The sequence below is a fragment of the Bacillus sp. FSL R5-0560 genome (assembly GCF_037966305.1).
Classification (GTDB): domain Bacteria; phylum Bacillota; class Bacilli; order Bacillales; family Bacillaceae; genus Bacillus; species Bacillus mojavensis.
Genome location: NZ_CP150195.1, coordinates 1,608,579 through 1,633,957, shown reverse-complemented (window position 1 = coordinate 1,633,957; position 25,379 = coordinate 1,608,579). Strand labels below are relative to the sequence as shown.

The window sequence follows — 25,379 nt, the reverse complement described above, 5'->3', positions numbered from 1 at the left end:
TCAAATTCTGCAAAGGATTAAGACAATCCTGCTGTTTTTTTCTTTTTAGCCGCTTTTTCACGTTCGTTTTTGTTGAGGATTTTCTTTCTTAAACGGATGGATTCAGGCGTTACTTCGCAGTATTCATCTTCGTTTAAGTACTCTAAAGATTCTTCTAGAGACATGATGCGCGCTTTTTTAATTGTTGTTGTTTGATCTTTTGTTGCAGAGCGGACGTTTGTCTGCTGTTTCATTTTGCTGACATTGACAACAAGGTCGTTGTCACGGTTATGCTCTCCAACAATCATTCCTTCATAAACTTCAGTACCAGGTTCAACAAAAATCACACCGCGGTCTTCAATCCCTTGAATTCCGTAAGATGTCGCTTTTCCGTTTTCCATTGACACGAGCACACCTTGACGGCGTCCGCCGACTTGGCCCGCCTGCATCGGCTGGTAGCTGTCAAACGTATGGTTCAGGATACCGAAGCCGCGTGTTAATGACAGGAACTCTGTTGAGTAACCGATCAATCCGCGGGAAGGCACTGTAAAGATTAAACGGACTTGGCCGTTACCGTTGTTAATCATATCGATCATTTCACCTTTACGCGCTCCCATTGATTCCATTACAGAGCCTGTATGCTCTTCCGGAACATCAATTTGCACGCGCTCTACAGGCTCACAGCGTACACCGTCAATTTCTTTGATGATAACTTCAGGTTTTGACACTTGAAGCTCATAGCCTTCACGGCGCATGTTTTCAATTAGAATAGACAGGTGAAGCTCACCACGGCCGGAAACCACCCAAGCATCCGGAGAAGCTGTAGGCTCGACACGCAAGCTGACATCAGTCTGCAGCTGTGACTGAAGGCGTTCTTCAATTTTGCGGGCAGTCACATATTTTCCTTCACGGCCGGCAAACGGGCTGTTATTTACGACAAATGTCATTTGAAGTGTCGGTTCATCAATGCGAAGCACCGGAAGCGGTTCTTGATGCTCTACAGGACAGACTGTTTCACCAACGTTGATATCTTCCATACCGGAAACCGCAACGAGGTCTCCCGCTTTTGCTTCTTCAATTTCCACCCGTTTTAAGCCTTGGAAACCAAAGATCTTTGTCACACGGAATGATTTAGCTGTACCGTCAAGCTTCATAAGAGAAACCTGCTGACCGACTTTCATCGTACCGCGGAAAACGCGTCCGATTCCGATACGACCTACATAGTCGTTATAATCAAGAAGTGCAACTTGGAATTGAAGCGGCTCATCTGCATTCTCAACAGGCGCTGGAACATGCTTAATAATCGTTTCATATAAAGCTTCCATGTTTTCATCTTGCTGCTTCGGATCAAGGCTAGCTGTTCCATTAATCGCGGAAGCATATACCACCGGGAATTCGAGCTGTTCTTCATTTGCATCAAGCTCGATGAACAGGTCAAGAACCTCATCGATCACTTCTTCAGGACGTGCGAAATCACGGTCGATTTTGTTCACAACAACAACCGGGTTCAAGTTTTGCTCAAGAGCTTTCTTCAGAACGAAACGAGTTTGAGGCATACAGCCTTCATATGCGTCAACGACAAGCAGTACGCCGTCAACCATTTTCATAATCCGTTCTACCTCTCCCCCAAAGTCTGCGTGTCCAGGGGTATCCAAAATATTGATACGTGTATCTTTATAGTTAATCGCAGTATTTTTCGCCAAAATTGTAATGCCGCGTTCGCGTTCAAGGTCGTTTGAGTCCATTGCGCGTTCAGCAACTTGTTCGTTGGCACGGAATGTACCAGCCTGGTGTAAAAGCTGATCGACTAGAGTCGTTTTCCCATGGTCAACGTGGGCAATAATCGCGATGTTGCGAAGATCATTTCGAAGTTTCACTTTTTCATCTCCTAAAAAAATTAGATAACTTTCATATTATACCACACATCCTCTTTAAAAGCGTCACGTTTTTCTGTAAACTTATCATAAGACGTAAAAGGGGATGGAAATATGAAAAAAATGAATTGGCTTTTATTATTATTTGCATTTGCAGCGGTTTTCAGCATAATGCTGATCGGCGTCTTTATCGCCGAAAAAAGCGCGTGGGGCATTATCGCCAGCATTGTACTCGTTTGCGCCGTGATGGGAAGCGGATTTACGTTAAAAAAGAAAATGCGTGAGCAAGGATTGCTCGATTAAAAGCTTATCCTTGCTAAAGACATTGTAATCAAAAACACCGCAAATGAATGCGGTGTTTTTTCGTGGCGTAAGGCTTATCTCCCCTGTTTCCTAGGCGGGAAGAAGCAAAACGATATCCATTCATGGACATTCGTTCTAAATATGACATCTTTAACCAAACAAAAGTGGTTCGACATTGATATACATAAACTACCATAAAGCCTATTTTCCTGGCACCAGCCTCTCCCTATAATGGGAATTGCACCACAATTCACAAAAGGGAGAGACGAAACATGAAAAAAACATTTGTAAAAAAAGCCATACTTACAACCGCCGCACTGACCTCAGCCACCCTGCTAACTTTCGGACCTGATGCCGCAAGCGCAAAAACAGTTAGTCACAGCACACCTGCTTTGCAGGAGACAATCACACATAAAGACCTGAATGCATTTTTAGATTTATTAAATCAATGTATATATGAAGAAGACGGGGTTTATTATTTTGACAGTGAAAAAGCTGTCGAGTTAGGAATGACACAAGAAGAGGCTCAAATCATTGCGAAATTGTGGGAATCGACCTCTGAATTTTTTGATGTTGTTTCACAATGTGTGTATGTTGAAGACGGCAGCTACAAATTTGATACAGAAAAAGCTGTTGAGCTCGGCTTCACAGAAAAAGAAGCACTCGCACTTGACCAATTTTTCGCCGCTGTTTCCCTTAAGATTCATATTCTGCAGGCATCCATTGTTTCAGAAGATGGAGCGTACAGCTTTGATAAAAATGCAGCTTTAGAAGCTGGTGCGACAACGGAGCAGGCAATTTTTTATGAAAAGCTCTTTGGCGCTCTGTCTCAAGAACAGCTTGCAGCCATCTACCAAATGCTTCATCCGCAGGCTTAATGTAATAAAAGCGCTTGTCCGTCAATCCGGCAAGCGCTTTTCCTTTAGATCAGCAGTTTGATGATCAGCATCACAGCAAACACTACTCCAAACCAGAAGGCTGCTTTAATAATCAGCATACCATAGTACCTTTGTTTAAAACGGATTTCTTCTTCAGGCAGAAAAGCATCTTGAGGTGCTTGTTCATCTTTAAACTCAAAAGGCTCAGACATCTGTTTATACATGTCTCTGCAGCTGCCGCAGGTGTTCATATGCTCTTCAATGAAGTTTTCCGGTTCTTTTTTGCAATCACCTTCTATATACAGAGGGAGAAGGTCTCTTACTAGAAAGCAGGTCATATCCGCTCCTCCTCTCTTCTATTCGTCATGTTTTTCTTGAGCTCCAATCTTGCCCGGTGAAGTGTGGTTTTCACTTTTGAAAGGCTCCAGCCTAAGATTTCGGAAATTTCTTCATAAGAAAGCTCTTGACATTCTCTTAAAATCAAAACGGATTGGTGCTGATCCTTTAGCTGCAGCAGCTCTTGCAGTGTATCTGTTCAAAATGAATATATAATGACTGAATAATTCCAACACGTACAACAATCCTTTACTTCTTATTAAGGCCTCATTCGGTTAGACAAGCCACTTGTTAAAAAGTTTCAATAAAAACCAAAAATTTCTCATCTCCCCTTTGATGAAAAGACGGCATAACTCTTGCAATCATCCAGCACATGACACTTGACTCATCTTGATATTATTCAACAAAAATAAACACAGGACAATTCTATCAATTTTGTCTAGTTATGTTAGTTTTTGTTGAGAATGCTAGATTGCTCGTTTAATATAACGATATAAAGATTTTTCAGTATTTTCAAAAAGGGGGATTTATTGTGGGTTTAGGTAAAAAATTGTCCGTCGTTGTCGCTGCTTCGTTTATGAGTTTATCAATCGGCCTTCCGGGTGTTCAGGCTGCTGAGAATTACCAGCTTAAGGAGAATCAAACAAACTTTCTTCCCAAAAGCGCCATTGCACAAACAGAGCTCTCTGCTCCAAATGACAAAGCTGTCAAACAGTTTTTGAAAAAGAACAGCAAAGTGTTTAAAGGCGATCCCGCCAAAAGACTGAAACTTGTGGAAAGCACAACTGACGTTCTTGGGTACAAGCACTTTCGATACGTGCCTGTCATTAACGGAGTGCCTATTAAAGATTCGCAAGTGATCGTTCACGTCGATAAATCTGACAAAGTCTATGCGATCAATGGAGAATTGCACAATCAGTCTGCTTCAAAAACAAAAAACAGCAAAAAGGTATCCTCTGACAAAGCATTGGCACTCGCTTTTAAAGCCATTGGCAAATCACCTGACGCCGTTTCTAACGGAAGCGCAAAAAACAGCGATAAAGCGGAGTTAAAAGCGGTAGAAACAGAGGACGGCAGCTATCGTCTGGCTTACGATGTCACAATTCGCTATATTGAACCTGAACCCGCGAACTGGGAAGTCTTAGTGGATGCCGAAACAGGCAGCATTTTAAAACAGCAAAATAAAGTAGAACATGCAGCCGCAACAGGATCAGGGACCACACTAAAAGGTGCAACAGTTCCTCTGAATATTTCTTATGAGAGCGGCAAATATGTTTTAAGAGATCTGTCAAAACCAACCGGCACTCAAATTATCACGTATGATTTACAAAACAGACAAAGCCGCCTTCCGGGAACGCTAGTCTCAAGCACAACAAATAAATTCACAACTTCATCACAGCGCGCAGCTGTAGACGCCCACTATAACCTGGGTAAAGTGTACGATTATTTTTACTCGACGTTTAAACGGAACAGCTATGACAACAAAGGCAGTAAAATCGTTTCTTCTGTTCACTACGGCAGCCAGTATAATAACGCCGCTTGGACAGGGGATCAAATGATTTACGGTGACGGAGACGGCTCCTTCTTCTCCCCGCTTTCCGGCTCCTTGGATGTGACAGCGCATGAAATGACACACGGTGTCACTCAAGAAACAGCCAACCTTGTCTATGAAAATCAGCCTGGGGCATTAAACGAGTCGTTCTCTGATGTGTTCGGTTACTTTACTGATACAGAAGACTGGGATATCGGTGAAGACATTACGGTCAGCCAGCCGGCTCTCCGCAGCTTGTCCAATCCGACAAAATATGACCAGCCTGACAATTACGCCAACTATCAAAACCTTCCGAATACAGATGAAGGCGATTACGGCGGTGTACACATAAACAGCGGAATTCCAAACAAAGCCGCTTACAATACTATTACAAAACTAGGCATTTCTAAATCACAGCAGATTTATTACCGTGCGTTAACAACGTATCTTACGCCTTATTCCACTTTCAAAGATGCGAAGGCCGCCCTCATTCAGTCTGCCCGTGACCTTTATGGCTCAACTGACGCCGCAAAAGTTGAAGCAGCCTGGAATGCCGTCGGTTTGTAATTTCTAAATGAAAAGCCTGAGATATCTCAGGCTTTTTCTTGATTTTCAAGTTTTTTTGAAAATCAGCAGCTGTTTCACGACAGCCGGACATATGTTAATTTTCAAATGTGCGGACTGCCTACCTTACCTCTGAATAAATCGCAGACTGCGCACATACAAACCCGGTCATTATCCGCCAAATCAGCCGATTGTTTTAAAAAACGGGTTTAATGATGTCAAAAGAGGTTCCGGCGGGGCTTACCATTAAAAGATGCAGAAGTCATTTCTACGACATTTATAAGGCGATTGGGTAGAAGGCGACCTTTTCCACACCATGAAAATCCTAATCCCGACTGCTGCGTCAGAGCAAATTTACATGAGATTTTAAAGCTAGGCTCAAGCCGCTTAAGTTCCATCGCGAGGAGCCACCGATGCTCATGATGCACGGCGATCATGATGACGTTGTTCCGTATGAGCAAAGCGGATTAATATAAGACTCTCACAAAAGCAGGTCATGTTGCAGTTATGTATTACAAGTAATAGCTAACAAATAAAAGAGAAAAATCTTACTCTTCCAACCCAAATATATTGACAAAATTTTTTATTTATGCTATAATTTACTATTAATATTTTTGTGTGTATAATAAGATTCTCCTGGCCGGGGGAATCTTATTTTTGTTTATCAGGAGGACATGATATGAAGGAAAATGAGTCCAGTTTAACAGCTTTACTATCTGCTTTTAGCCGAGCCTATCACAGTCAATATGACACACCTAAAATTTTTGACGATTATATTGCAAAAGACCTTATTTCTGAAAAAGAGTTTTCCGACATTAGTCAAAATATGATACAAGGCATACAGTTTTTCAATAAGGATATTGCCTTGAAGTTTCAAGATGACCCAGAGGAAATGCTGAAGTGGATTACACAAGTCCAGCTTTCCCCTACGCCCTTAGCTCGAGCAGCATATTGTGAGAAAGTATTGCGCAACGAAGTGGTGCTGGGGGCAAAACAGTATGTCATTCTTGGCGCCGGGTTAGATACTTTCTGTTTTCGGCATCCAGAGCTGGAAAACAGCTTAGATATATTTGAAATTGATTACCCCGCTACACAGCAATTGAAAAAGAAAAGATTGGATCATGCACAGCTGACTATCCCAACGAATCTTCATTTGGTTCCTATGGACTTTACCAAAACGTTTTCATATCAGCCTCTCTTAGATGAAGGCTTTGATAACAAAAAAACGTTCTTCAGCCTTTTAGGAGTTTCTTATTACTTGACGAAAGAAGAAAATAAAAGCCTGCTTAACCATTTATTTGCCCATGTTCCCTCGGGAAGCTCTATCGTTTTTGATTATGCAGACGAAACGCTCTTTGAAACAAAAGGAATGTCTAATAGAGTTGAACATATGGTGAAGTTGGCTTCAGCAGCCGGTGAACCGATGAAATCGTGTTTTACTTATCATGAAATCGAAAAAGCATTAGATTCAGCTGGTTTACTCATCTATGAACATGTCACACCAGCTGAAATTAATGACCTTTTCTTCAAGAAACGAACGGATGATTTGTCAGCGTTTGAAACCATTCATTATATACACGCCGTAAAAAAATAAACCCCTTGGTTCATCACCAAGCTCGCCTCTCAATCGATGGTTAAAGATTGGGAGGTTTTTTGTGCATGAAAATAAGCTGCCGTCATGTATACGGCAGCTTAAACTAAAGGCTTTACCATGATCATGTATGACTTGTCTGCCTCATCTTTCTCCGTCTTGAGCTGTTCAAAGCCGCACTGGCTCAAAAACCGGATCCATTCATTCCGGTCAATCGGAACCGCTGTAAATAGCGCTCTGTGTTTTTCCTTCAGCGATTGGCCGATCTGTTCAATGATCTCTCTGGCATGTCCCTTTCTTTCTTCAGCAGGATCAATCAGCACAGTTCCCAGCCATGGCTTTCCGTTGGAAGGAACCCATTCGAGATGATAGCTGACGGCAACAGGCAGGCCGTCTTTTTCCCATACAAGCCATGATCCGTTATACATCGAGTAGGAGATCATATAGCTTTCTGCATCTTTTTCCCCAAACTCTTCCTTTTTTCAAACAGGATGAGCCTCCGCAATTTCCTCAAACCAACTGAGGTCATCCTGTTCAAATGGTCTATTTTTCAGCATGAAGATACTCTTCCAATATTGTTTTATGTATAGATGGGTTTCCGGCCAGCACACAGTGATTTTCTAAAAAGGTGAACGGTTCACCTTCAGTCGTTGTATAGATGCCCCCTACTTCGTTTAACAGCACACACCCGGCTGCGTAATCCCAAGGAGCAAGCCGCATCGTAATGTAAGCGTCAATTCTTCCCGCAGCGACGTTTGCCAGTTCTAAAGCGGCAGAGCCATAGGAGCGTGTTCCTCTCACCCTTTTCACAAGCGGCGCCAGCACACCCGGGTCAATTCTTCTGTTTTCCGTCACCCATGTTGCATTAATGGCAAGAATCGCTTCTTCAATAATGGTTTCCTTTAAAGGAGACAGCTCCGTTTCATTCATATAAGCACCTTTACCACTAAACGCGTGATACAGTTCATCATGCACCACATCGTAAATTAAACCGATTTTGCCTTTTCCATTTTCAAAAATACCAATTGAGATTGCAAAATTTCTTTGCTGGTGCACAAAATTCATCGTGCCGTCAATCGGATCGATAATCCAGACGACACCCTCCAATGAGTGGATTTTATCTCCTTGTCCTTCTTCTCCAAGTATGCGATGCCCCGGAAAGGTTTCTTGAATGCGGTCAATAAAAAACTTTTCCGTTTCTTTGTCAATATTGGTGACTAAATCATTCGGATTTGATTTTGTTTCAATTGTCAGGCTTTCGTGCATCGACTGTTTAATTCTTGCGCCTGCTTCTTTTATCCATTTCTTTGCAGTCTCATCAATTTCCGTCCAATTTGTCATTCATGCGTACCTCTTTTCTATGTAGACCTTTATTTTATAGAATACTGATAACGGCAGTGAAAAAGCAAGGAAAATGAAAAATATGCCTTCTCACGTAAAAACGAACCATTCACGCGGTTCGTTTTTACTATAGCTTTTTACCCGTTGAGGCGAATCCATTCTTTTCTGAGACGTTCAAGTTTGTTTTTGCTTAGTTCAATCTGTTCGTCATTTTCCTTTTGCATTGCCTCATAAAGGGTTGCCAATTCATAATCAACCTCTAGTCTCCAGACAGCTACACGGTTGTTTTTCTCTTCCCTAAATCCCTCTTTCACAACTTGCCTCATTGTCTTTCGCCCCTTCCAGAGATCATTTGTTTTAAAAAAGCATCCCATTTTGCCATTCAACAATGATACTTCTTATATCCTATGATTCTTCTATTTACCTGTAACATGATTCTGAAAATTGTGTGTTTACCTATTCGTTTATTACCACATTCCCCCTCTCTTCAAACGCGTGCTCATCTTTTTGCTGCGCGTTCTAACTGTGATAAAATATGTATACTTAGCATGAAGGAGGAAAATCATGACACAAATGCGTTTTACTGAAGAAGACTTTCACACATTTACAATAGACGGCTTAGACGCGCGCATGGAGGTGTTAAAAGAGCGGGTTCGTCCGAAGCTGACTGCTCTAGGCGAGCACTTTGCCCCGACATTGTCTGCTTTAACCGGAGATGAAATGTTCCCCCATGTGGCCAAGCATGCAAGAAGATCAGTCAACCCTCCCGCAGACAGCTGGGTGGCTTTTGCCAATAGCAAAAGAGGCTATAAAAAACTGCCGCATTTTCAAATCGGCTTGTGGGAGAGCCATGTTTTTGTATGGTTCGCGATCATTTATGAGTCCCCTATAAAAGAAGAATACGGCAAATTGCTTGAAGCGAATCAAGACAGCGTTACAAATCACATTCCAGACAGCTTCGTTTGGTCTGCGGATCACACAAAGCCAGGGGTCCATAAGCAGTCAGAAATGGACAAGGAACAACTCAAGACATTGTTTGAACGTTTGCAGACCATAAAGAAAGCCGAACTGTTATGCGGTATACAGCTTTCAAAAGATGAGGTGCTGAGTATAAATAACGATGAATTTCTGCAGCGAATCGACGATGCCTTCCAGCAGCTTGCATTTCTGTATCGCTTAACCCAAAAAGTATCACAAGCATAAAAAAGAGCCGGGATCTTTCATCCGGCTCTTTTCCTTTTACATCTTAATCTTTGCCTGGTCAGATTCCTTCGCCTGCTTGACCGTACGATAAGGAGAGTATGTACTTTGTTCCTCAAACTCGCCGCATAGCTTTTTTTCTTCAGCTTTTCCCGGCACAATTTCTTTGAAACGCCGGTACGCCTTAAGCAGTTCTTCACGATCGGCTCCCTTTTCATAAGCCAGCTCAACCTGCTGGAAAAATGCAATCACATCCACTGCTTCTTCGGTTGTCCAATCTTCATTCATGGGATATTGGTATTCCATTTTCTTCACTCCTTATAAATTCGCTTTCCTTTTACAAAAAGCATCTTTATTTGATCATAAATTGTTCTTTACATTCTTTCAAGTTCATAATATAATTCATTTGTTTTACGTCTAAAAAACGGTTGAGAAACTGATTTTAATACACACTAATATGCATAGGTATTACTACAAAGGTGGGAAAACAATTGTCGCAACATGAAACACCCTTATACACAGGCCTGAAAAAGCACGCAAGCAGACAGCCTGTTCAATTCCACATTCCCGGCCATAAAAAAGGGGCAGGAATGGATCCAGAGTTTAGACAATTTATCGGTGAAAACGCGTTAAGTATAGATTTGATTAATATTGAACCATTAGATGACCTGCATGCGCCTAAAGGCATTATTAAAGAAGCGCAGGATTTGGCGGCCGAAGCCTTCGGCGCGGACCACACCTTTTTTTCTGTTCAGGGCACAAGCGGCGCAATCATGACAATGGTGATGGCTGTCTGCGGACCTGGAGATAAAATCATCATTCCAAGAAATGTGCACAAATCCATTATGTCAGCTATTGTATTTTCCGGAGCTGTCCCAATCTTTATTCATCCTGAAATTGACAATGAACTGGGCATCTCTCACGGCATTACACTTGAATCCGCTAAACGGGCGCTGAGTGAACATCCTGATGCCAAGGGGCTTCTAGTGATCAACCCGACATATTTCGGAGTAGCTGCTGATTTAAAAAGCATCGTAGAATTAGCCCATTCCTTTAATGTGCCGGTTCTGGTCGATGAAGCACACGGCGTTCATATTCATTTTCATGACCAATTTCCGCTTTCAGCGATGCAGGCAGGTGCAGACATGGCCGCGACAAGTGTGCATAAGCTAGGCGGATCACTGACACAAAGCTCTATTCTAAACATGAAAGAAGGCCTTGTATCTAAAGACAGAGTGCAATCGATACTCAGCATGCTGACAACCACGTCTACTTCTTATTTGCTTCTAGCCTCTTTGGACGTCGCCAGAAAACGTCTTGCGACAGAGGGCTACCAGCTTGCTGAAGAAACGTTGAAGCTTGCCAACCAGACGAGAGAACGTCTGAACCAAATTGAGGGCATTTACTGTGTCGGTTCAGAAATTCTTGGTTCTAAAGCAGCTTACAATTATGACCCGACAAAATTAATTATTTCAGTTAAAAATCTTGGGCTCACAGGACATGATGTCGAGAAGTGGCTGCGGGAATCCTTTAATATTGAAGTAGAGCTTTCAGATCTTTATAACATCTTGTGTATCTTCACGCCTGGTGACAGCCAAAACGATGCGGATCGCCTTGTTGAAGCTTTAAAAGAGATTGCGCGTCAAATGTCAGCAAATGATGTTACCCATCAACAGACAAAGGTACTGCTTCCAGAAATCCCGTTACTGGCGATGACGCCGCGTGACGCTTTCTATGCGAATACAGAAGTTGTTCCATTAAAAGAAGCAGCAGGACGGATTATCGCTGAATTTGTAATGGTGTATCCGCCTGGAATTCCTATCTTTATCCCCGGCGAGATTATTACAGAAGAAAACATCAGCTACATCTTCAAAAACATTGATGCCGGACTTCCAGTTCAAGGACCGGAGGACTCTACTCTAAGCATGATTCGAGTTATAAAAGAGCAAAAAGCTATTCAATAAATACAAAAAGCATGCGGCTAAGCCGCATGCTTTTTCTTACTCTTCATCAAGAGGACACTGACATTGTCCGCAGCATGTTCCGTATAACGTTGTAACCTTCTCATCCTCGAAGTAATGAATGGCTTCGTTACAATCTTGGCAAACAATCGTACCCATCTCTCATTCCCCATTTCTTTTAATTTTGAAAACGCTTAATTTCTTTTATTGGTATTATATTAATATGTCACATTTAAAATGTCAACAACAAACTGTATAACACATTTATTTAGAAAAACTTTTAATGTAACATGTTTTTTCTTTTCGGTTATATGAATCATCATCTTCATAACAAACGCTTTCATTCGATACTTATGCTGAAAAGACATGGTGATTTCATGTTTTCTTGAACTTTTTTTGAATCGTGTAACGAAATTTCAAATGATTCGCGATGAATAAAATGTGCGTTCAGAGTATTGGGTTTAAAGGAATGTTATCTCTCTTTAAAAACGGTTTCAATTATATAACAATTAGGTAACAAGAAGCAGATGACGCGGTTACTCGTGATAAACTAAAACTAGTTTACTATGGTTTATACAGAGGAGAAGATAGATGCGATATCGCGCGGTATTTCCCATACTGATGATAGTATTTGCTTTATCGGGCTGCACCCTTTCCACAATCAACCCAATACAAAAAAGCCGAATTGACAGCATTCATCATACTCAAATCCTATTTTTTTCTGATGAAAATCAAATTGATCAAGAGGCGTCATATTATGATGCTCTGCTTGATTTAGAAAAGGATTATCCTGATCAAATAGATAAAATGAAGGTATACGATAATAGAAAAGGCTGGGAAGATGAAATCGAAACCGTCCCTACTCTCATGGTAGTTGATCAGCGGCATGTCGTTGTGAAAATAGAGGGATGTGTGAAAAAGAAAGAAGACATTATTAAACCATTACAGCATGTACTGTCTAAATAAAGGAAAACAGCCCTCGCTTAAAGCGGGGCTGTTTTTTATGTTATCTCTATTATTTTACGATGTGAATCGGGCTTCCGATTGCCACTTCAGCAGCTTCCATTGTGATTTCACCCAATGTTGGATGCGCATGAATTGTCATAGCGATATCTTCAGCAGTCATGCCGCCTTCGATAGCTAAGCTTAATTCAGAAATCATGTCAGAAGCGCTTGCGCCGGCGATTTGCGCACCGATCACAAGGCCGTCCTCTTTACGAGTGATCAGCTTCATGAAGCCGTCTGTTTCGTTAAGAGAAAGCGCACGGCCGTTTGCTGCAAATGGGAATTTAGCAGCAACAATGTCAAGGCCTTCTTCTTTCGCCTGTGCTTCAGTGTAACCGACTGATGCAAGCTCAGGCTCAGAGAAGACAACCGCAGGAATACCAAGGTAATCGATTTCTGCAGGCTCTCCAGCGATCGCTTCTGCAGCAATCTTACCTTCGTAAGATGCTTTGTGAGCAAGCGGCGGTCCTTCAATGATATCACCGATTGCATAGATGTTAGGTACGTTTGTACGGCACTGTTTGTCAGTTTTGATAATACCGCGGTCAGTCATCTCAATACCGACTTGATCAAGACCAAGTTCATCAGTATTTGGACGGCGTCCGACAGTGATCAATACGTAATCAGCATCAACGGTTTTTTCTTCACCTTTTACTTCGAAAGTGACTGTTACGCCGTCAGCCTTTTCTTCAACGCCTTTAGCCATCGCGTTTGTATGGATTTCAACGTTGCCTTTTTTCTTCAGTCTGCGAGTAACAAGGGAACTCATTTGTTTTTCGAAGCCTGGGAGAATTTCATCTCCGCCTTCAAGAATGACAAGCTCAGTTCCGAAGTTTGCATACGCAGTTCCAAGCTCAGTTCCGATGTATCCGCCGCCAATGACAACGAGTTTTTTAGGAATTTCTTTAAGAGCCAAAGCGCCTGTTGAATTTAAAACACGCTCAGTATATTTGAAGTTTGGCAATTCGATAGGACGAGAACCAGTCGCAATGATTGCGTTTTTGAACGTGTATGTTTGAGCAGAATTCTCATCCATTACACGAACTGAATTGCTGTCTACGAAGTAAGCTTCGCCTTTTACTACATCTACTTTGTTGCCTTTAAGAAGACCTGCTACACCGCCAGTAAGCTTGTTAACAACAGAAGTTTTCCACTCTTGAACTTTTGTGAAATCAACTGTTACGTTCTCAGCAGTGATTCCCATGTCATCAGAATGCTTAGCATTCTCATAACGGTGGCCAGCATTGATCAGCGCTTTTGAAGGGATACATCCAACGTTCAGACAAACGCCTCCAAGAGTTCCTTTTTCAACGACTGTTACTTTTTGTCCAAGCTGTGCAGCGCGGATGGCAGCTACATAGCCGCCAGGTCCCGCACCAATTACAAGAGTATCTGTTTCAATAGGGAAATCTCCTACTACCATAACATTACGCCTCCATTAAAATTAATTGTGGATCGTTCAGTAAACGCTTGATGTGATTGAGTGCATTTTGCGCAGTCGCTCCGTCGATCATACGGTGGTCGAAGCTGAGAGAAAGAGCTAAGACTGGAGCTGCTACGATTTCGCCATCACGAACAATCGCTTTTTCTGCAATGCGTCCGATACCAAGAATCGCAACTTCTGGATGGTTGATAACCGGAGTGAACCATTGTCCGCCGGCAGAACCGATGTTTGTAATTGTGCAAGATGCGCCTTTCATTTCAGCTGGAGCAAGCTTGCCTTCACGAGCTTTTGTTGCAAGGCTGTTGATCTCATCAGAAATTTCAAAGATCGCTTTACGATCTGCATTTTTTACAACCGGCACAAGCAAGCCTTTTTCAGTGTCAGCAGCGATACCGATGTTGAAATAATGTTTTTGGATTACTTCATCTGTTTTATCGTCAATTGACGTGTTTAAAACAGGGAATTTTTTCAGTGCAGATGTAAGAGCTTTTACAACGTAAGGCAAGTATGTCAGCTTGATGCCTTGATCAGCAGCAACCTGTTTGAACTGTTTACGATGTGCAACAAGGTTTGTTACGTCCACTTCGTCCATTAGTGTTACGTGAGGAGCAGTGTGTTTAGAGTTAACCATCGCTTTTGCAATTGCTTTACGGATACCGCTCATTTTTTCGCGAGTTTCTGGGAATTCGCCTTCTGGAGCTGGTGCAGCAGCCGGTTTAGCAGCTGTTTCTTGAGGTGCAGCCGTTTCTTGCGGCGCAGCTTCTTGTGCTCCTCCGTTTACAAAGCTATCGATATCTTCTTTCACAACACGTCCGTTGTTGCCTGAACCAGTTACCTTGCGAATATCTACGCCTTTTTCACGAGCGTATTTACGTACAGAAGGCATAGCGATCACGCGTTTGTTCGGGTCAACTTCAGCTTGATCCTGCTGTCCTGCGCCAGTTTCTTTAGCAGGCTCTTCAGCACGCTCTTCTTTCGCAACATCTTGTCCAGCTTCACCAGTAGACTGAACTTGCGCTTCAGTTTTTGCGTCGCCAGACTCATCGCTGCCTTTAAATTGAAGGTCTTCGTAACCAGGTGCATCAAACGTAATGATCGTTTGTCCAACAGTTGCAACTGTTCCCTCTTCAACTTTTAATTCTAATACTTTTCCTTTAACAGGTGAAGGAATTTCTACTACTGCTTTATCATTTTGGACTTCCGCCAGTACATCATCTTCGTCTACCTCATCGTTAGGCTTGACAAACCATTTTACGATTTCGCCTTCGTGGATACCTTCCCCGATATCTGGAAGTTTAAATTCAAATGCCACAGTTCTCGACCTCCTAGTTTGATTAAGCAATTTTAAAGTTTACATCGTAAGCATTGAAAACACATATATAATGGAGGGAAAGCGTTTCAGCTCCCTCCCGATTATGCAATTTGATTAAAATTCAAGTACTTTTCTAGCTGTTTCAAGAACGTCTTTATGGTTTGGAAGCCATACGCTCTCCGCTTGAGAGAAAGGAAATACTGTATCAGGCGCAGCAACGCGAAGTACAGGCGCTTCCAAGCTCAAAATCGCACGGTCATTGATTTCAGCTACTACGTTCGCAGCAACGCCGGCTTGTTTTTGAGCCTCTTGAACAACAATCGCGCGGCCTGTTTTTTCCACAGATGCAATGATTGTGTCGATATCAAGCGGGCTGACTGTGCGAAGGTCAACAACTTCAGCAGAAATGCCGTCTTTTTCAAGCTCTTCAGCTGCTTTTAATGATTCATGAACCATTGCGCCGTAAGTGATGATTGAAAGGTCAGTACCTTCACGTTTTACGTCAGCTTTGCCAAGCTCAATTGTGTATTCTTCTTCAGGAACTTCCTGACGGAAAGAACGGTAAAGCTTCATGTGCTCTAAGAAAACAACAGGATCGTTGTCTCTGATCGCAGAAATCAAAAGTCCTTTGGCATCGTAAGGAGTTGATGGAATAACAACTTTGATACCAGGCTGTTGTGCAACAAGACCTTCTAAGCTGTCAGCGTGAAGCTCAGGAGTATGAACACCGCCGCCGAACGGAGAACGAATGGTTACAGGTGAAGTCCAGCGTCCGCCAGAACGGTAACGCATACGAGCCATTTGGCCAGAAACTGAATCCATTACTTCGTAAACAAATCCAAAGAATTGGATTTCCATTACCGGACGGAAGCCGTTTAAGCCTAAACCAAGGGCAAGACCGCCGATACCAGATTCAGCAAGAGGCGTGTCAAACACACGGTCTTCACCGAATTCTTTTTGCAATCCTTCTGTCGCACGGAATACGCCGCCGTTAACACCAACGTCTTCTCCGAAAACTAAGACATTTTCGTCATTTTTCAGTTCTGTGCGTAACGCATCCGTGATTGCTTGAATCATTGTCATTTGCGCCATGGCTTACTTCGACTCCTTCTGTGTATAAATTTCAAATTGCTCCTCAAGGTTATGAGGCATTTTTTCGAACATGATTTTCATTAAATCAGTTACTTTTTGTTTAGGCTCAGCATCCGCTTTTTTGATTGCTTGCTTAATTTCTTCTTTTGCATCCTCGATTACTTTTGCTTCTTCTTCTTCAGACCATAAGCCTTTGTTTTCAAGGAACGCACGGAAGCGTACAAGCGGATCTTTTTGCTCCCACTCGTTTTCGATTTCTTTTGTGCGATATTTAGTCGGATCGTCACCAGCCATTGTGTGCGGGCCATAACGGAATGTCAGTGTTTCAATCAGTGTCGGGCCTTCGCCGTTAATCGCGCGCTCGCGTGCTTCAGCAGTTGCAGCGTATACAGCAAGTGGATCCATTCCGTCTACTTGTACACCCACAATACCGGCAGCTACTGCTTTTTGTGCAATTGTGCCTGCTGCAGATTGTTTTTCAACTGGAGTTGAAATCGCGTAACGGTTGTTTTGTACCACGAAGATCGCAGGTGCTTTATAAGCGCCGGCAAAGTTAATTCCTTCGTAGAAGTCCCCTTGTGAAGCTCCGCCGTCACCAGTGTAAGTGATTGCGACAGCTTTCTTACCGCGTTTTTTAAGACCTAGCGCAACACCGGCCGTTTGAATGTATTGAGCACCGATAATGATTTGTGGAGAAAGGGCATTCACATCATCAGGCATTTGGTTACCCCGGAAATGTCCGCGAGAGAACAGGAACGCTTGATATAATGGAAGGCCGTGCCAGATTAACTGAGGCACATCACGGTATCCCGGAAGAACGAAGTCTTCTTTTTCAAGCGCGAAATGCGTAGCAATCTGAGAAGCTTCTTGGCCCGCAGTAGGAGCGTAGAATCCGAGACGTCCTTGACGGTTTAATGAGATAGAGCGCTGATCAAGCACACGCGTAAATACCATACGGCGCATTAGCTCTTTCAATTGATCATCAGTTAAATCAGGCATCGCCGCTTCATTCACGACTTCTCCCTTTTCATTTAAAATTTGGAACGTTTCGAACTGCTTTTTAATGGCATCAAATTGCTTCTTACTATCAACGATTACTTTTTTCGTTTTTGCAGCCATACTAAGTCACCTCTTCCTTTCTTTTAAACAGTCATTAGACGTGCATTCCTTTTATACATACAAACTTAGGGTACCCTAAAGTATCAGCAGTAAGTCGTATATATTTTAGCCGATCCCCAGTTTGCCGAAACCATTTATGTAGGATAGTTACACTCTGCTTTGAACTGTATTATTTCGAAGTTGTAAAAAACTAATACAACACCGCTTAACATGGATTAGTTTACACCATATAAAGAAGAACCGTCAATCGTTTTCATCGCTGATTTTCAATAAATGTATTCGCTTTACATTTTCTATAAAAAAACAGATGCAACCTGCACCTCAAACTGTACTAGTATAACCTATCACACTGTACTACAATAGAAATTTAAATTTTGAATAGAATTTAAAAAAAGAGCTGATCATAGTCAGCTCTTTTTTTATGTGATAGCCTGCGGCGTCATATAAATCTTCGCGGGCTTTATTATATTTCTCCGTTTGCACATCAAATTCTCCGCTTTGTTTAAGGACTTTTTTATAAGAAGCATTTGCTTTTTCGATCTGCTGTTCAAGCTTATCCAGCGTCAAGTCTTTGTCTTTCAGAAGCTTATACAGTTCTTTATCAAGTTTAATGGCTTTTTCATATTCTTCAGACATAGAGCTGTATGCTGCATATCTTTTTTCCATATGATCTGCCGCAGTCTCAGCCTTTTTCTTTATGTGTCTATCCTTAATAGTTTCAGCGGATTTTTTTGCTTCCTCAAATTCTGATTCGGATTTCTCGATGCTCTCATTTTCAAGCTTCAGATGTTCTTCACGTTTATTTACATTCTCTAGCGCTTCATTTGATAAAGAAACGATTTTTTTATAATCATCCATATTAAGCTTGATGACATCATTGTAAAGAGCATGTTCTTTTTTCTCTAATTCCTCGAGCGTTTTCTGTTCTTCTTGAAACGGCTTTTCTAGATCAGCGACTTTTTCTAATGAGTCATGAAGTGAGTCCAGCGGATCCTGTCCCACACACCCGGTTAAAAGTAAACTCAAAGCGCAAAAGGCTCCGATTTTCACACCGTGTCGCCGTTTTATTCTGTCTTTCACGTTAAATCCCCCAATCTTGACATTTTCTACTATAGAATCCATAAAGATATTTGACAATAGCCAGATGGTTATCTCATGGTTTGCTGAACAAAAAATCAAATCTAAATCGTGAAAAATCAGGACAGATGACCATACAACTTTTTTGTTTTTACATAGGTTATTGTAGACGCTATGCCTACTACAAGGCTCTGGCGTAATTAAAAGAGGAGGTTATGTTCATGTACGGTTATGGATATGGTTACGGCGGAGGCTGCTGCAGTTATGGTTACGGATATGGCGGAGCAGGATATGGCCGCACATTTGCGTTAATTGTTGTTTTATTCATTCTGTTAATCATTGTCGGAGCTGCTTATTTAGGCGGAGGCTGTTAATCATTACACAGTAAAACACTGACCAGCCATTTACGGCTGGTCATTTGTTTCGTTGCACCTTTACGAAGAAATCCGATATAATTTACATATTAAGCTTTAGGAGTGAAGTTTCTTGATTACTATGGAAAACATCGTGCGCGACGGCCACCCTGCCCTAAGAGTGACAGCAGAGCCTGTCGGGCTGCCTGCCACAGAAGAAGAAAAACAGCAGCTGGCAGATATGATTGAATTCGTAAAAAACAGCCAAAATCCGGAATTAGCTGAAACATATAAGCTGCGTCCCGGCGTGGGACTCGCGGCTCCTCAAATTAATATTAATAAACGGATGATCGCAGTCCATGCAGAAGATGCTTCCGGGAAGTTATACAGCTATGCATTGTTTAATCCAAAGATCGTCAGCCATTCCGTTGAAAGAAGCTACTTAACTAGCGGTGAAGGCTGCCTGTCAGTTGATGAGGCAATTCCCGGCTTTGTTCCGCGCTATGCTCGTATCAGAGTGAAAGGAACAACACTGGAGGGTGAACAAATTGATATTCGTTTAAAAGGATTTCCGGCGATTGTATTTCAGCATGAAATCGACCATTTAAATGGCGTCATGTTTTATGATCATATCGATAAAGAAAATCCTTTTAAAGAACCTGAAAATGCGATTGCGATAGACCGCTAAAAGAAAATATGCGGCTGACACTCTAAGTGCCAGCCGCTTTTTTATTTTAGCAGGCCTAATTCTTTGACAGCATGAGCAATTCCATCCTCGTCTACAGGCTTTGTTACAAAATCCGCAACTTCTTTTAATTCAGGAACGGCATTCCCCATGGCAACGCCTGTTCCGACAAACTGAATCATTTGCAGATCATTTAATCCGTCGCCGAAGGCATATGTATCGCTGATATCAAACGGAAGACGCTCGATTACTTTTTTAATCCCCTCCGCCTTTGATCCGCCGCGCGGCAGAACATCAGTCGAAAGCTCATGCCAGCGCACAAGATCGAATTCAGGAAAAGCCGCATAAACTTTTTCTTCTTCATCCTGGCAAAACAACAGAAGCTGAAAAATGTCTTTTCCTTCATAGAAGAGGTCATCGGTTTCAGGATAGTCGGTCTTCAGGCTGCCGATTCCCTCCAAGACATGAGGATGATCTGCAACAGTTGCTTTCATTGTATCTTCAGCCATAAACACAACCGGGTGGCTTCCTTCTCCCGCCTGCTTTAACAATCTTCTGATAGCCTCTTCAGGCAGCGGATTCTTATAAATCACTTCTTTTTCAAAGACGACATACTGACCATTGTAGGAGATAAATGAGTGAATGCCTAACTCCTCTAAAATCGGTTTCACCAGAAACGGGGACCGCCCGCTGGCGATAAACACATGGTGTCCCTGCCGCTGAAGCTCTGCTACCGCTTTTCTTGTACTTTCCGGTATTTTTTTGTCATGATCATATATCGTGCCGTCAATATCGAAAAAGATTAATTTTGAGTCCATCGTTATTCCCCTTTATGTCTTAATCTGCAATTCCCACACTCATCATACAAAAAGATTCCGGTTCAGCAAACCATTTCCCTCAAAAACTAAATAAAATTCCATTAATATCCACGAAAAGTCCGTGCTAAACTCCGTATACTATTTGTATATAACAACCTTGGACAAGTAACAATTGAAGGAGGGACCTGCGTTATGCTTAGGAAATTAAAAAAGAAGCTCAGAAGACAATGGAACGGAATGCTCCGCAGGAAAGTCATTGCCTGATAAGGGATCTGTCACTTTTTCAAAGGTCCTTATTTTGCTCAAGACTTTCCTTATATTCCGTTTTCGAATATAATAGAGTAAGGCGAGTCTAACATACGGCATTTAAGGAGAGATTTGGATGATTTATAAGGTATTTTATCAAAAAAAAGCTGAGGAAGTACCTGTTCGGGAAAAAACAGATTCACTTTATATTGAAGGCGTATCAGAGCGTGACGTCAGAACAAAACTGAAAGACAAGAAATTTAATATTGAATTTATCACACCTGTTGACGGTGCTTTTTTAGAATATGAACAACAGAGTGAAAATTTTAAAGTATTGGAGTTATGAGCGGTATGAAATTTGTAAAAAATGATCAGACTGCTGTTTTCGCCCTCGGAGGACTGGGCGAAATCGGTAAAAATACGTATGCGGTGCAGTTTCAGGATGAAATTGTGCTGATTGATGCGGGGATTAAGTTTCCCGAGGACGAACTGCTCGGTATTGATTACGTCATTCCCGATTACACGTATTTAGTCAAAAACGAAGATAAAATTAAAGGGCTTTTTATTACGCACGGGCACGAAGACCACATAGGCGGCATCCCGTACTTGCTTAGACAAGTCAATATTCCCGTTTACGGCGGTAAACTCGCGATCGGCTTACTTCGGAATAAACTTGAAGAGCATGGATTATTAAGACAGACTAAGCTTAACATCATCGGTGAGGATGATATCGTAAAATTTCGCAAAACGGCTGTGTCATTCTTTAGAACAACACACAGTATTCCGGATTCCTACGGTATTGTTGTAAAAACGCCGCCCGGAAACATCGTACATACTGGAGATTTCAAATTCGACTTTACTCCAGTCGGCGAGCCGGCAAACTTAACGAAAATGGCCGAAATCGGCAAAGAAGGCGTTCTGTGTCTCCTTTCAGACAGCACAAACAGTGAAAACCCAGAGTTCACTATGTCTGAACGTCGTGTCGGAGAAAGCATTCATGACATTTTCCGCAAGGTGGACGGCCGAGTTATCTTCGCTACATTTGCGTCGAATATTCACCGCTTGCAGCAGGTAATTGAGGCTGCTGTATTAAATGGAAGAAAAGTTGCCGTATTTGGACGCAGTATGGAATCGGCTATCGAAATCGGACAAACTCTCGGCTATATTAACTGTCCTAAAAATACGTTTATTGAACATAACGAAATCAATCGCATCCCTGCCAATAAAGTAACGATCCTGTGTACAGGAAGCCAAGGGGAACCGATGGCGGCTTTATCCAGAATTGCAAATGGCACACACCGGCAGATTTCTATCAATCCTGGGGATACAGTCGTATTTTCTTCATCCCCTATCCCAGGCAACACAATCAGCGTGAGCCGCACAATTAACCAATTGTATCGTGCGGGGGCCGAGGTTATTCACGGACCTCTTAATGATATCCATACATCAGGCCACGGCGGACAGGAAGAACAAAAGCTGATGCTGCGTTTAATCAAGCCAAAATTCTTCATGCCGATTCACGGTGAGTACAGAATGCAAAAGATGCATGTCAAGCTTGCAACAGATTGCGGCATCCCTGAAGAAAACTGCTTTATCATGGATAATGGTGAAGTATTGGCGCTTAAAGGCGATGAAGCTTCAGTTGCCGGTAAAATCCCATCCGGTTCAGTATACATCGACGGTAGCGGTATCGGTGATATTGGAAATATCGTGCTTCGCGACCGCAGAATTCTTTCTGAAGAAGGTCTTGTGATCGTCGTTGTCAGCATAGATATGGATGACTTTAAGATTTCAGCGGGCCCTGACTTGATTTCTAGAGGGTTTGTTTACATGAGAGAATCGGGCGATTTGATCAATGACGCTCAAGAGCTCATTTCAAACCACTTACAAAAAGTCATGGAACGAAAAACCACTCAATGGTCAGAAATCAAAAATGAGATTACGGATACGCTTGCTCCGTTCTTATATGAAAAAACGAAACGCCGCCCAATGATCCTTCCGATCATTATGGAGGTTTAAAAAAAGATGCACTCACTTAGGAGTGCATCTTTTTTATTGCAGTGCTATATGCTGAAATGACTTTACATCAAACAACCCTGTTGTCGTCATTTTGATGTCAGGAATGACAGGCAAAGCCAAGAATGAAAGCGTCAAAAATGGGTTAAAGCAGTCTTTGAAACCAATAAATGAGAGCTTTTCATGAAGCGTCATTAAACTTTGATTCACCAATTCTGCAGATTGGTCAGATAATAATCCCGCAATCGGCAGAGGAACAGAGTGTAGTTCTTCCCCATCTTTTATAACTGTTAATCCGCCGCCAATTTCCTGCAGCTTATTAACTGCGGCTGCGATATCGGCGTCATTTGTCCCGACAGCAATGATATTGTGCGAATCGTGTGAAATGGTTGTTGCAATCGCTCCGCTTTTCAAACCAAATCCTTTCACAATACCGAGTCCCGTTTCTTTTAATCCCTTATGCCGTTCAACGACTGCAATCTTTAACAAGTCAAGTTCAATATCAGGATGAAAAATGTGTGCTTCTGGAGCCGGAACACTCACAAGGCGTGTTTCAAGCTGATTTGGTATGATTTGAATGACATTCATCTGCTGCTGGGGATTAATTGGCATATGAAAATCCTGTTCGGAAAGAGGAGCAGCAAGGTTAACGGAATCAAGCAGTGCAGGGTCTGGTGTTAGCGTATGAACTTGTGCCTGACCGACTGCTTTATTATCTTCAGCAACAGTTTGTCCTTTTACCATCGTCTTTGTGACAGTGACATTTTCCACATCTGAAATAAAGAGCAGGTCGGCGTCAAATCCCGGAGCAATTGCTCCCTTTGTATCTAGTCCGTAACATTCCGCTGCATTCAGGCTTCCCAATTGGTATGCCAAAAACGGATCGAGGCCTGCTTGAATGGCCATTTTCACCTGATGATTCACACTTCCCTCTGACAATAAATCATCTACATGTTTATCATCAGTACAGAAGAAGAAACGACGCGCATTCTTTTCATTAACAGCCGGCAGCACTTTCAATGTGTTTTTTGCCACTGACCCTTCTCGCATCATGACATACATCCCTCTTCTGATACGATCAAGCGCTTCTTCCTTCGTTGTTACCTCATGATCGGTCAAGACAAGAGCGGTCCTGTATATATTGATGAGATCAGTTGACAAGCCTGCTAAATGCCCATCAATCCGTTTCCCGGCACTCCGGGCATCTAACAGCTTATTAACCATGTCTGCTTCACCCTGCTCAACCGATACATAATCCATCACTTCAGCCAGACCCAATACCTCTTTTTCTTCGTAAAATGGCTCCAAATCGGGCGCCCGGAGTACTGCACCGGATCGCTCAAAGCTGGCGGCAGGCACACTGGAGGGAAGCATAAAATGGATATTCAGCGGTGTTTGGCGGGCCTGTTCAATCATAAATTTGATTCCTTCTTGACCGGACACATTCGCTATTTCATGCGGATCGGTAATAATGGTCGTCACGCCATTCGGCAATACGGCTTTGGCAAACTCGATCGGTGTCACCATTGATGACTCAATATGTACATGACCATCGATAAACCCCGGCACAATGATTTGCCCCTCTGCATCAATGGTTTCTTCACCTTCATACTGGCCGAGGCCTACAATGACTCCGTCTGTTATCGCAATATCTTCATAGATCCACTCATGATTATATACGTCCATGATTTTCCCGTTCTTAATGACGATGTCAGCTTTTTGTCTGCGGGCTGAAGCATTCAGCCTTTTGACCAGCGCTTCTTTATTCAAATGGCCCCCTCCTCTTTTTTATTTATATGGTACAATATGCTATCGGAACGCTTATCCGTAGTCAATAAAATTTTAATAAATTGGCACTCAGTTCTTTAAAGTTGTTATATTCTGATAATATGAAAAAACCGCCCCTAAGGACGGCTTATATTTCTTCTATTTCGTATGAAGAACTCTTTTCTCAAAACGTGAAATATCCGTAACCGATCCAATGACGATGAGAATATCTTCTTGGTGTATCACTTCAGTCGCAAGCGGCGACACGATGACTTCCTTGCCCCTTTTAATCGCTACAATATTAATACCGTATTTCGCCCGTATATCTAAATCGAGAAGAGTGTTTCCGGCAAGACGGCTGTTGGCCACAATCTCGACAAGACTATGCTCTTCTGACAGCTCCAAATAATCAAGTACATTGTTGGAAACGATATTATGCGCAATCCTTTTTGCCATATCTCGTTCCGGGTGGACAATGTGATCCGCGCCGATTTTAGACAGCACTTTTTCATGATAATCGTTCTGAGCCTTAACTGTAATCGTATTGACACCCAGTTCTTTGAGGATCAGAGTTGTTAATATACTCGCCTGAATATTTTCACCGATCGCAACAATGACGTGGTCAAAATTCCTCAAACCTAAATTTTTCAGAACAGATTCGTCGGTCGAATCTCCGATGACGGCATGTGATGCAATTTTGGCATACTCGTTGACTTTATCTTCATCAATATCCATCGCCATGACCTCGACGCCCTCTTCGCTCAATGCTTTGCAAATACTTCCACCAAAACGGCCGAGTCCAATTACCGCAAATTCTTTTTTCATAGTGGTGCTCCTTTACCTAACATCATATTGATCAAATTTTATCATATTCTTTTGAAGCAGTG

25 protein-coding genes and 2 pseudogenes are annotated in these 25,379 nt (G+C 42.3%); 11 read left to right on the top strand and 16 right to left on the bottom strand.

Annotation, left to right across the window (positions count from 1 at the left end):
• Positions 1–17: 17 nt before the first annotated feature.
• Positions 18–1,856 (bottom strand): translational GTPase TypA, encoded by a 1,839-nt coding sequence (gene typA / locus NST56_RS08485; protein WP_010334118.1) that lies wholly within the window; start codon positions 1,854–1,856, stop codon positions 18–20.
• 111 nt (positions 1,857–1,967) lie between these two features.
• On the opposite strand from typA, the gene NST56_RS08480 reads away from it, so the two are divergent.
• Positions 1,968–2,156, top strand: a complete 189-nt coding sequence (locus tag NST56_RS08480) for a YlaF family protein (protein WP_010334117.1) — start codon at positions 1,968–1,970, stop codon at positions 2,154–2,156.
• Positions 2,157–2,428: 272 nt separating this feature from the next.
• The gene (locus tag NST56_RS08475; RefSeq protein WP_029441237.1) at positions 2,429–3,034 is read left to right on the top strand and encodes a hypothetical protein; all 606 of its coding nucleotides are present in this window, start codon (positions 2,429–2,431) and stop codon (positions 3,032–3,034) included.
• 44 nt (positions 3,035–3,078) lie between these two features.
• Here the strand turns inward: NST56_RS08475 and NST56_RS08470 are convergent, their stop codons facing one another.
• On the bottom strand, positions 3,079–3,372 hold the full coding sequence (locus NST56_RS08470) for a zf-HC2 domain-containing protein (protein WP_339181313.1): 294 nt from the start codon (positions 3,370–3,372) through the stop codon (positions 3,079–3,081).
• Positions 3,369–3,569 (bottom strand): annotated as a pseudogene (locus NST56_RS08465) (sigma factor-like helix-turn-helix DNA-binding protein); the annotation flags it as partial. The pseudogene NST56_RS08465 and the gene NST56_RS08470, both read right to left, overlap by 4 nt.
• A gap of 333 nt (positions 3,570–3,902) precedes the next feature.
• On the opposite strand from NST56_RS08465, the gene NST56_RS08460 reads away from it, so the two are divergent.
• Together NST56_RS08460 and NST56_RS08455 are read left to right on the top strand one after the other, a co-directional pair.
• Positions 3,903–5,468, top strand: a complete 1,566-nt coding sequence (locus NST56_RS08460; RefSeq protein WP_339181310.1) for a M4 family metallopeptidase — start codon at positions 3,903–3,905, stop codon at positions 5,466–5,468.
• A gap of 676 nt (positions 5,469–6,144) precedes the next feature.
• Entirely contained in the window at positions 6,145–7,059 is a 915-nt protein-coding gene (locus NST56_RS08455) for a class I SAM-dependent methyltransferase (protein WP_168747703.1), read from the top strand.
• Between the two features lie 98 nt (positions 7,060–7,157).
• Here NST56_RS08455 and NST56_RS08450 read toward each other — a convergent pair.
• From NST56_RS08450 to NST56_RS08440, 3 genes and pseudogenes are all read right to left on the bottom strand, one after another.
• Positions 7,158–7,613: pseudogene (locus NST56_RS08450) on the bottom strand (GNAT family N-acetyltransferase).
• Complete coding sequence (gene suhB / locus NST56_RS08445; RefSeq protein WP_010334111.1) at positions 7,600–8,397, bottom strand: inositol-1-monophosphatase; 798 nt, start codon at positions 8,395–8,397, stop codon at positions 7,600–7,602. Before suhB ends, NST56_RS08450 begins: the two are co-directional and overlap by 14 nt.
• A 137-nt stretch (positions 8,398–8,534) precedes the next feature.
• Positions 8,535–8,723 (bottom strand): hypothetical protein, encoded by a 189-nt coding sequence (locus NST56_RS08440; RefSeq protein WP_010334110.1) that lies wholly within the window; start codon positions 8,721–8,723, stop codon positions 8,535–8,537.
• Positions 8,724–8,961: 238 nt separating this feature from the next.
• Between NST56_RS08440 and NST56_RS08435 the strand changes: the two genes are divergently transcribed.
• Positions 8,962–9,600 (top strand): DUF1054 domain-containing protein, encoded by a 639-nt coding sequence (locus tag NST56_RS08435; RefSeq protein ID WP_339181309.1) that lies wholly within the window; start codon positions 8,962–8,964, stop codon positions 9,598–9,600.
• A gap of 36 nt (positions 9,601–9,636) precedes the next feature.
• On the opposite strand, the gene NST56_RS08430 is transcribed toward NST56_RS08435, so the two are convergent.
• Complete coding sequence (locus NST56_RS08430; RefSeq protein WP_010334108.1) at positions 9,637–9,903, bottom strand: UPF0223 family protein; 267 nt, start codon at positions 9,901–9,903, stop codon at positions 9,637–9,639.
• A gap of 185 nt (positions 9,904–10,088) precedes the next feature.
• Here NST56_RS08430 and speA point away from each other — a divergent pair, with 185 nt between their 5' ends.
• Positions 10,089–11,561, top strand: coding sequence for an arginine decarboxylase (gene speA, locus NST56_RS08425; protein ID WP_326128910.1), 1,473 nt, complete (start codon positions 10,089–10,091; stop codon positions 11,559–11,561).
• Between the two features lie 36 nt (positions 11,562–11,597).
• Here the strand turns inward: speA and NST56_RS08420 are convergent, their stop codons facing one another.
• Positions 11,598–11,717, bottom strand: coding sequence for a GapA-binding peptide SR1P (locus tag NST56_RS08420; RefSeq protein WP_010334106.1), 120 nt, complete (start codon positions 11,715–11,717; stop codon positions 11,598–11,600).
• Between the two features lie 432 nt (positions 11,718–12,149).
• Here NST56_RS08420 and slp point away from each other — a divergent pair, with 432 nt between their 5' ends.
• Entirely contained in the window at positions 12,150–12,524 is a 375-nt protein-coding gene (gene slp, locus NST56_RS08415) for a peptidoglycan-associated lipoprotein Slp (RefSeq protein ID WP_010334105.1), read from the top strand.
• A gap of 49 nt (positions 12,525–12,573) precedes the next feature.
• On the opposite strand, the gene lpdA is transcribed toward slp, so the two are convergent.
• The 5 genes from lpdA to NST56_RS08390 form a co-directional block, all read right to left on the bottom strand.
• Positions 12,574–13,986 carry a dihydrolipoyl dehydrogenase gene (gene lpdA, locus NST56_RS08410; RefSeq protein WP_168747692.1) on the bottom strand — a complete coding sequence of 471 codons (1,413 nt, stop codon included), beginning with the start codon at positions 13,984–13,986 and terminating at the stop codon, positions 12,574–12,576.
• A gap of 4 nt (positions 13,987–13,990) precedes the next feature.
• Positions 13,991–15,319, bottom strand: a complete 1,329-nt coding sequence (pdhC, locus tag NST56_RS08405) for a pyruvate dehydrogenase complex dihydrolipoyllysine-residue acetyltransferase (protein WP_024121262.1) — start codon at positions 15,317–15,319, stop codon at positions 13,991–13,993.
• A 114-nt stretch (positions 15,320–15,433) separates the two neighbouring features.
• Positions 15,434–16,411: a pyruvate dehydrogenase complex E1 component subunit beta gene (pdhB, locus tag NST56_RS08400; RefSeq protein ID WP_029441235.1), complete on the bottom strand. Its 978-nt coding sequence runs from the start codon at positions 16,409–16,411 to the stop codon at positions 15,434–15,436.
• A 3-nt stretch (positions 16,412–16,414) separates the two neighbouring features.
• A complete protein-coding gene (pdhA, locus tag NST56_RS08395) occupies positions 16,415–17,530 on the bottom strand; it encodes a pyruvate dehydrogenase (acetyl-transferring) E1 component subunit alpha (RefSeq protein WP_326128912.1) in 1,116 nt (371 codons plus the stop codon).
• Positions 17,531–17,884: 354 nt separating this feature from the next.
• Positions 17,885–18,610, bottom strand: coding sequence for a YkyA family protein (locus NST56_RS08390; RefSeq protein ID WP_339181302.1), 726 nt, complete (start codon positions 18,608–18,610; stop codon positions 17,885–17,887).
• Positions 18,611–18,828: 218 nt separating this feature from the next.
• On the opposite strand from NST56_RS08390, the gene NST56_RS08385 reads away from it, so the two are divergent.
• On the top strand, positions 18,829–18,981 hold the full coding sequence (locus NST56_RS08385) for a YjcZ family sporulation protein (RefSeq protein ID WP_010334100.1): 153 nt from the start codon (positions 18,829–18,831) through the stop codon (positions 18,979–18,981).
• A 112-nt stretch (positions 18,982–19,093) separates the two neighbouring features.
• Positions 19,094–19,648 (top strand): peptide deformylase, encoded by a 555-nt coding sequence (gene def, locus NST56_RS08380; protein WP_168747688.1) that lies wholly within the window; start codon positions 19,094–19,096, stop codon positions 19,646–19,648.
• A gap of 41 nt (positions 19,649–19,689) precedes the next feature.
• On the opposite strand, the gene NST56_RS08375 is transcribed toward def, so the two are convergent.
• Positions 19,690–20,463 (bottom strand): Cof-type HAD-IIB family hydrolase, encoded by a 774-nt coding sequence (locus NST56_RS08375; protein ID WP_268505592.1) that lies wholly within the window; start codon positions 20,461–20,463, stop codon positions 19,690–19,692.
• 382 nt (positions 20,464–20,845) lie between these two features.
• On the opposite strand from NST56_RS08375, the gene rnpZA reads away from it, so the two are divergent.
• Positions 20,846–21,055 (top strand): RNA polymerase subunit omega 1, encoded by a 210-nt coding sequence (gene rnpZA, locus NST56_RS08370; RefSeq protein WP_010334097.1) that lies wholly within the window; start codon positions 20,846–20,848, stop codon positions 21,053–21,055.
• A gap of 5 nt (positions 21,056–21,060) precedes the next feature.
• Positions 21,061–22,728, top strand: coding sequence for a ribonuclease J1 (gene rnjA, locus NST56_RS08365; RefSeq protein WP_010334096.1), 1,668 nt, complete (start codon positions 21,061–21,063; stop codon positions 22,726–22,728).
• A 33-nt stretch (positions 22,729–22,761) separates the two neighbouring features.
• Here rnjA and ade read toward each other — a convergent pair whose 3' ends face one another.
• Together ade and ktrC are read right to left on the bottom strand one after the other, a co-directional pair.
• Entirely contained in the window at positions 22,762–24,495 is a 1,734-nt protein-coding gene (gene ade, locus NST56_RS08360; protein ID WP_339181296.1) for an adenine deaminase, read from the bottom strand.
• A 156-nt stretch (positions 24,496–24,651) separates the two neighbouring features.
• On the bottom strand, positions 24,652–25,317 hold the full coding sequence (ktrC, locus tag NST56_RS08355; RefSeq protein ID WP_010334094.1) for a Ktr system potassium transporter KtrC: 666 nt from the start codon (positions 25,315–25,317) through the stop codon (positions 24,652–24,654).
• Positions 25,318–25,379: the final 62 nt, after the last annotated feature.

Coding starts and splice junctions, on each gene's coding strand:
- NST56_RS08430 (WP_010334108.1), bottom strand. CDS start 9,903: ATGGAATACCAATATCCCATGAATGAAGATTGGACAACCGAAGAAGCA.
- slp (WP_010334105.1), top strand. CDS start 12,150: ATGCGATATCGCGCGGTATTTCCCATACTGATGATAGTATTTGCTTTA.
- rnjA (WP_010334096.1), top strand. CDS start 21,061: ATGAAATTTGTAAAAAATGATCAGACTGCTGTTTTCGCCCTCGGAGGA.
- lpdA (WP_168747692.1), bottom strand. CDS start 13,986: ATGGTAGTAGGAGATTTCCCTATTGAAACAGATACTCTTGTAATTGGT.
- NST56_RS08480 (WP_010334117.1), top strand. CDS start 1,968: ATGAAAAAAATGAATTGGCTTTTATTATTATTTGCATTTGCAGCGGTT.
- suhB (WP_010334111.1), bottom strand. CDS start 8,397: ATGACAAATTGGACGGAAATTGATGAGACTGCAAAGAAATGGATAAAA.
- NST56_RS08375 (WP_268505592.1), bottom strand. CDS start 20,463: ATGGACTCAAAATTAATCTTTTTCGATATTGACGGCACGATATATGAT.
- NST56_RS08420 (WP_010334106.1), bottom strand. CDS start 11,717: ATGGGTACGATTGTTTGCCAAGATTGTAACGAAGCCATTCATTACTTC.
- NST56_RS08440 (WP_010334110.1), bottom strand. CDS start 8,723: ATGAGGCAAGTTGTGAAAGAGGGATTTAGGGAAGAGAAAAACAACCGT.
- NST56_RS08470 (WP_339181313.1), bottom strand. CDS start 3,372: ATGACCTGCTTTCTAGTAAGAGACCTTCTCCCTCTGTATATAGAAGGT.
- ktrC (WP_010334094.1), bottom strand. CDS start 25,317: ATGAAAAAAGAATTTGCGGTAATTGGACTCGGCCGTTTTGGTGGAAGT.
- pdhA (WP_326128912.1), bottom strand. CDS start 17,530: ATGGCTGCAAAAACGAAAAAAGTAATCGTTGATAGTAAGAAGCAATTT.
- NST56_RS08385 (WP_010334100.1), top strand. CDS start 18,829: ATGTACGGTTATGGATATGGTTACGGCGGAGGCTGCTGCAGTTATGGT.
- NST56_RS08475 (WP_029441237.1), top strand. CDS start 2,429: ATGAAAAAAACATTTGTAAAAAAAGCCATACTTACAACCGCCGCACTG.
- NST56_RS08455 (WP_168747703.1), top strand. CDS start 6,145: ATGAAGGAAAATGAGTCCAGTTTAACAGCTTTACTATCTGCTTTTAGC.
- rnpZA (WP_010334097.1), top strand. CDS start 20,846: ATGATTTATAAGGTATTTTATCAAAAAAAAGCTGAGGAAGTACCTGTT.
- pdhB (WP_029441235.1), bottom strand. CDS start 16,411: ATGGCGCAAATGACAATGATTCAAGCAATCACGGATGCGTTACGCACA.
- NST56_RS08435 (WP_339181309.1), top strand. CDS start 8,962: ATGACACAAATGCGTTTTACTGAAGAAGACTTTCACACATTTACAATA.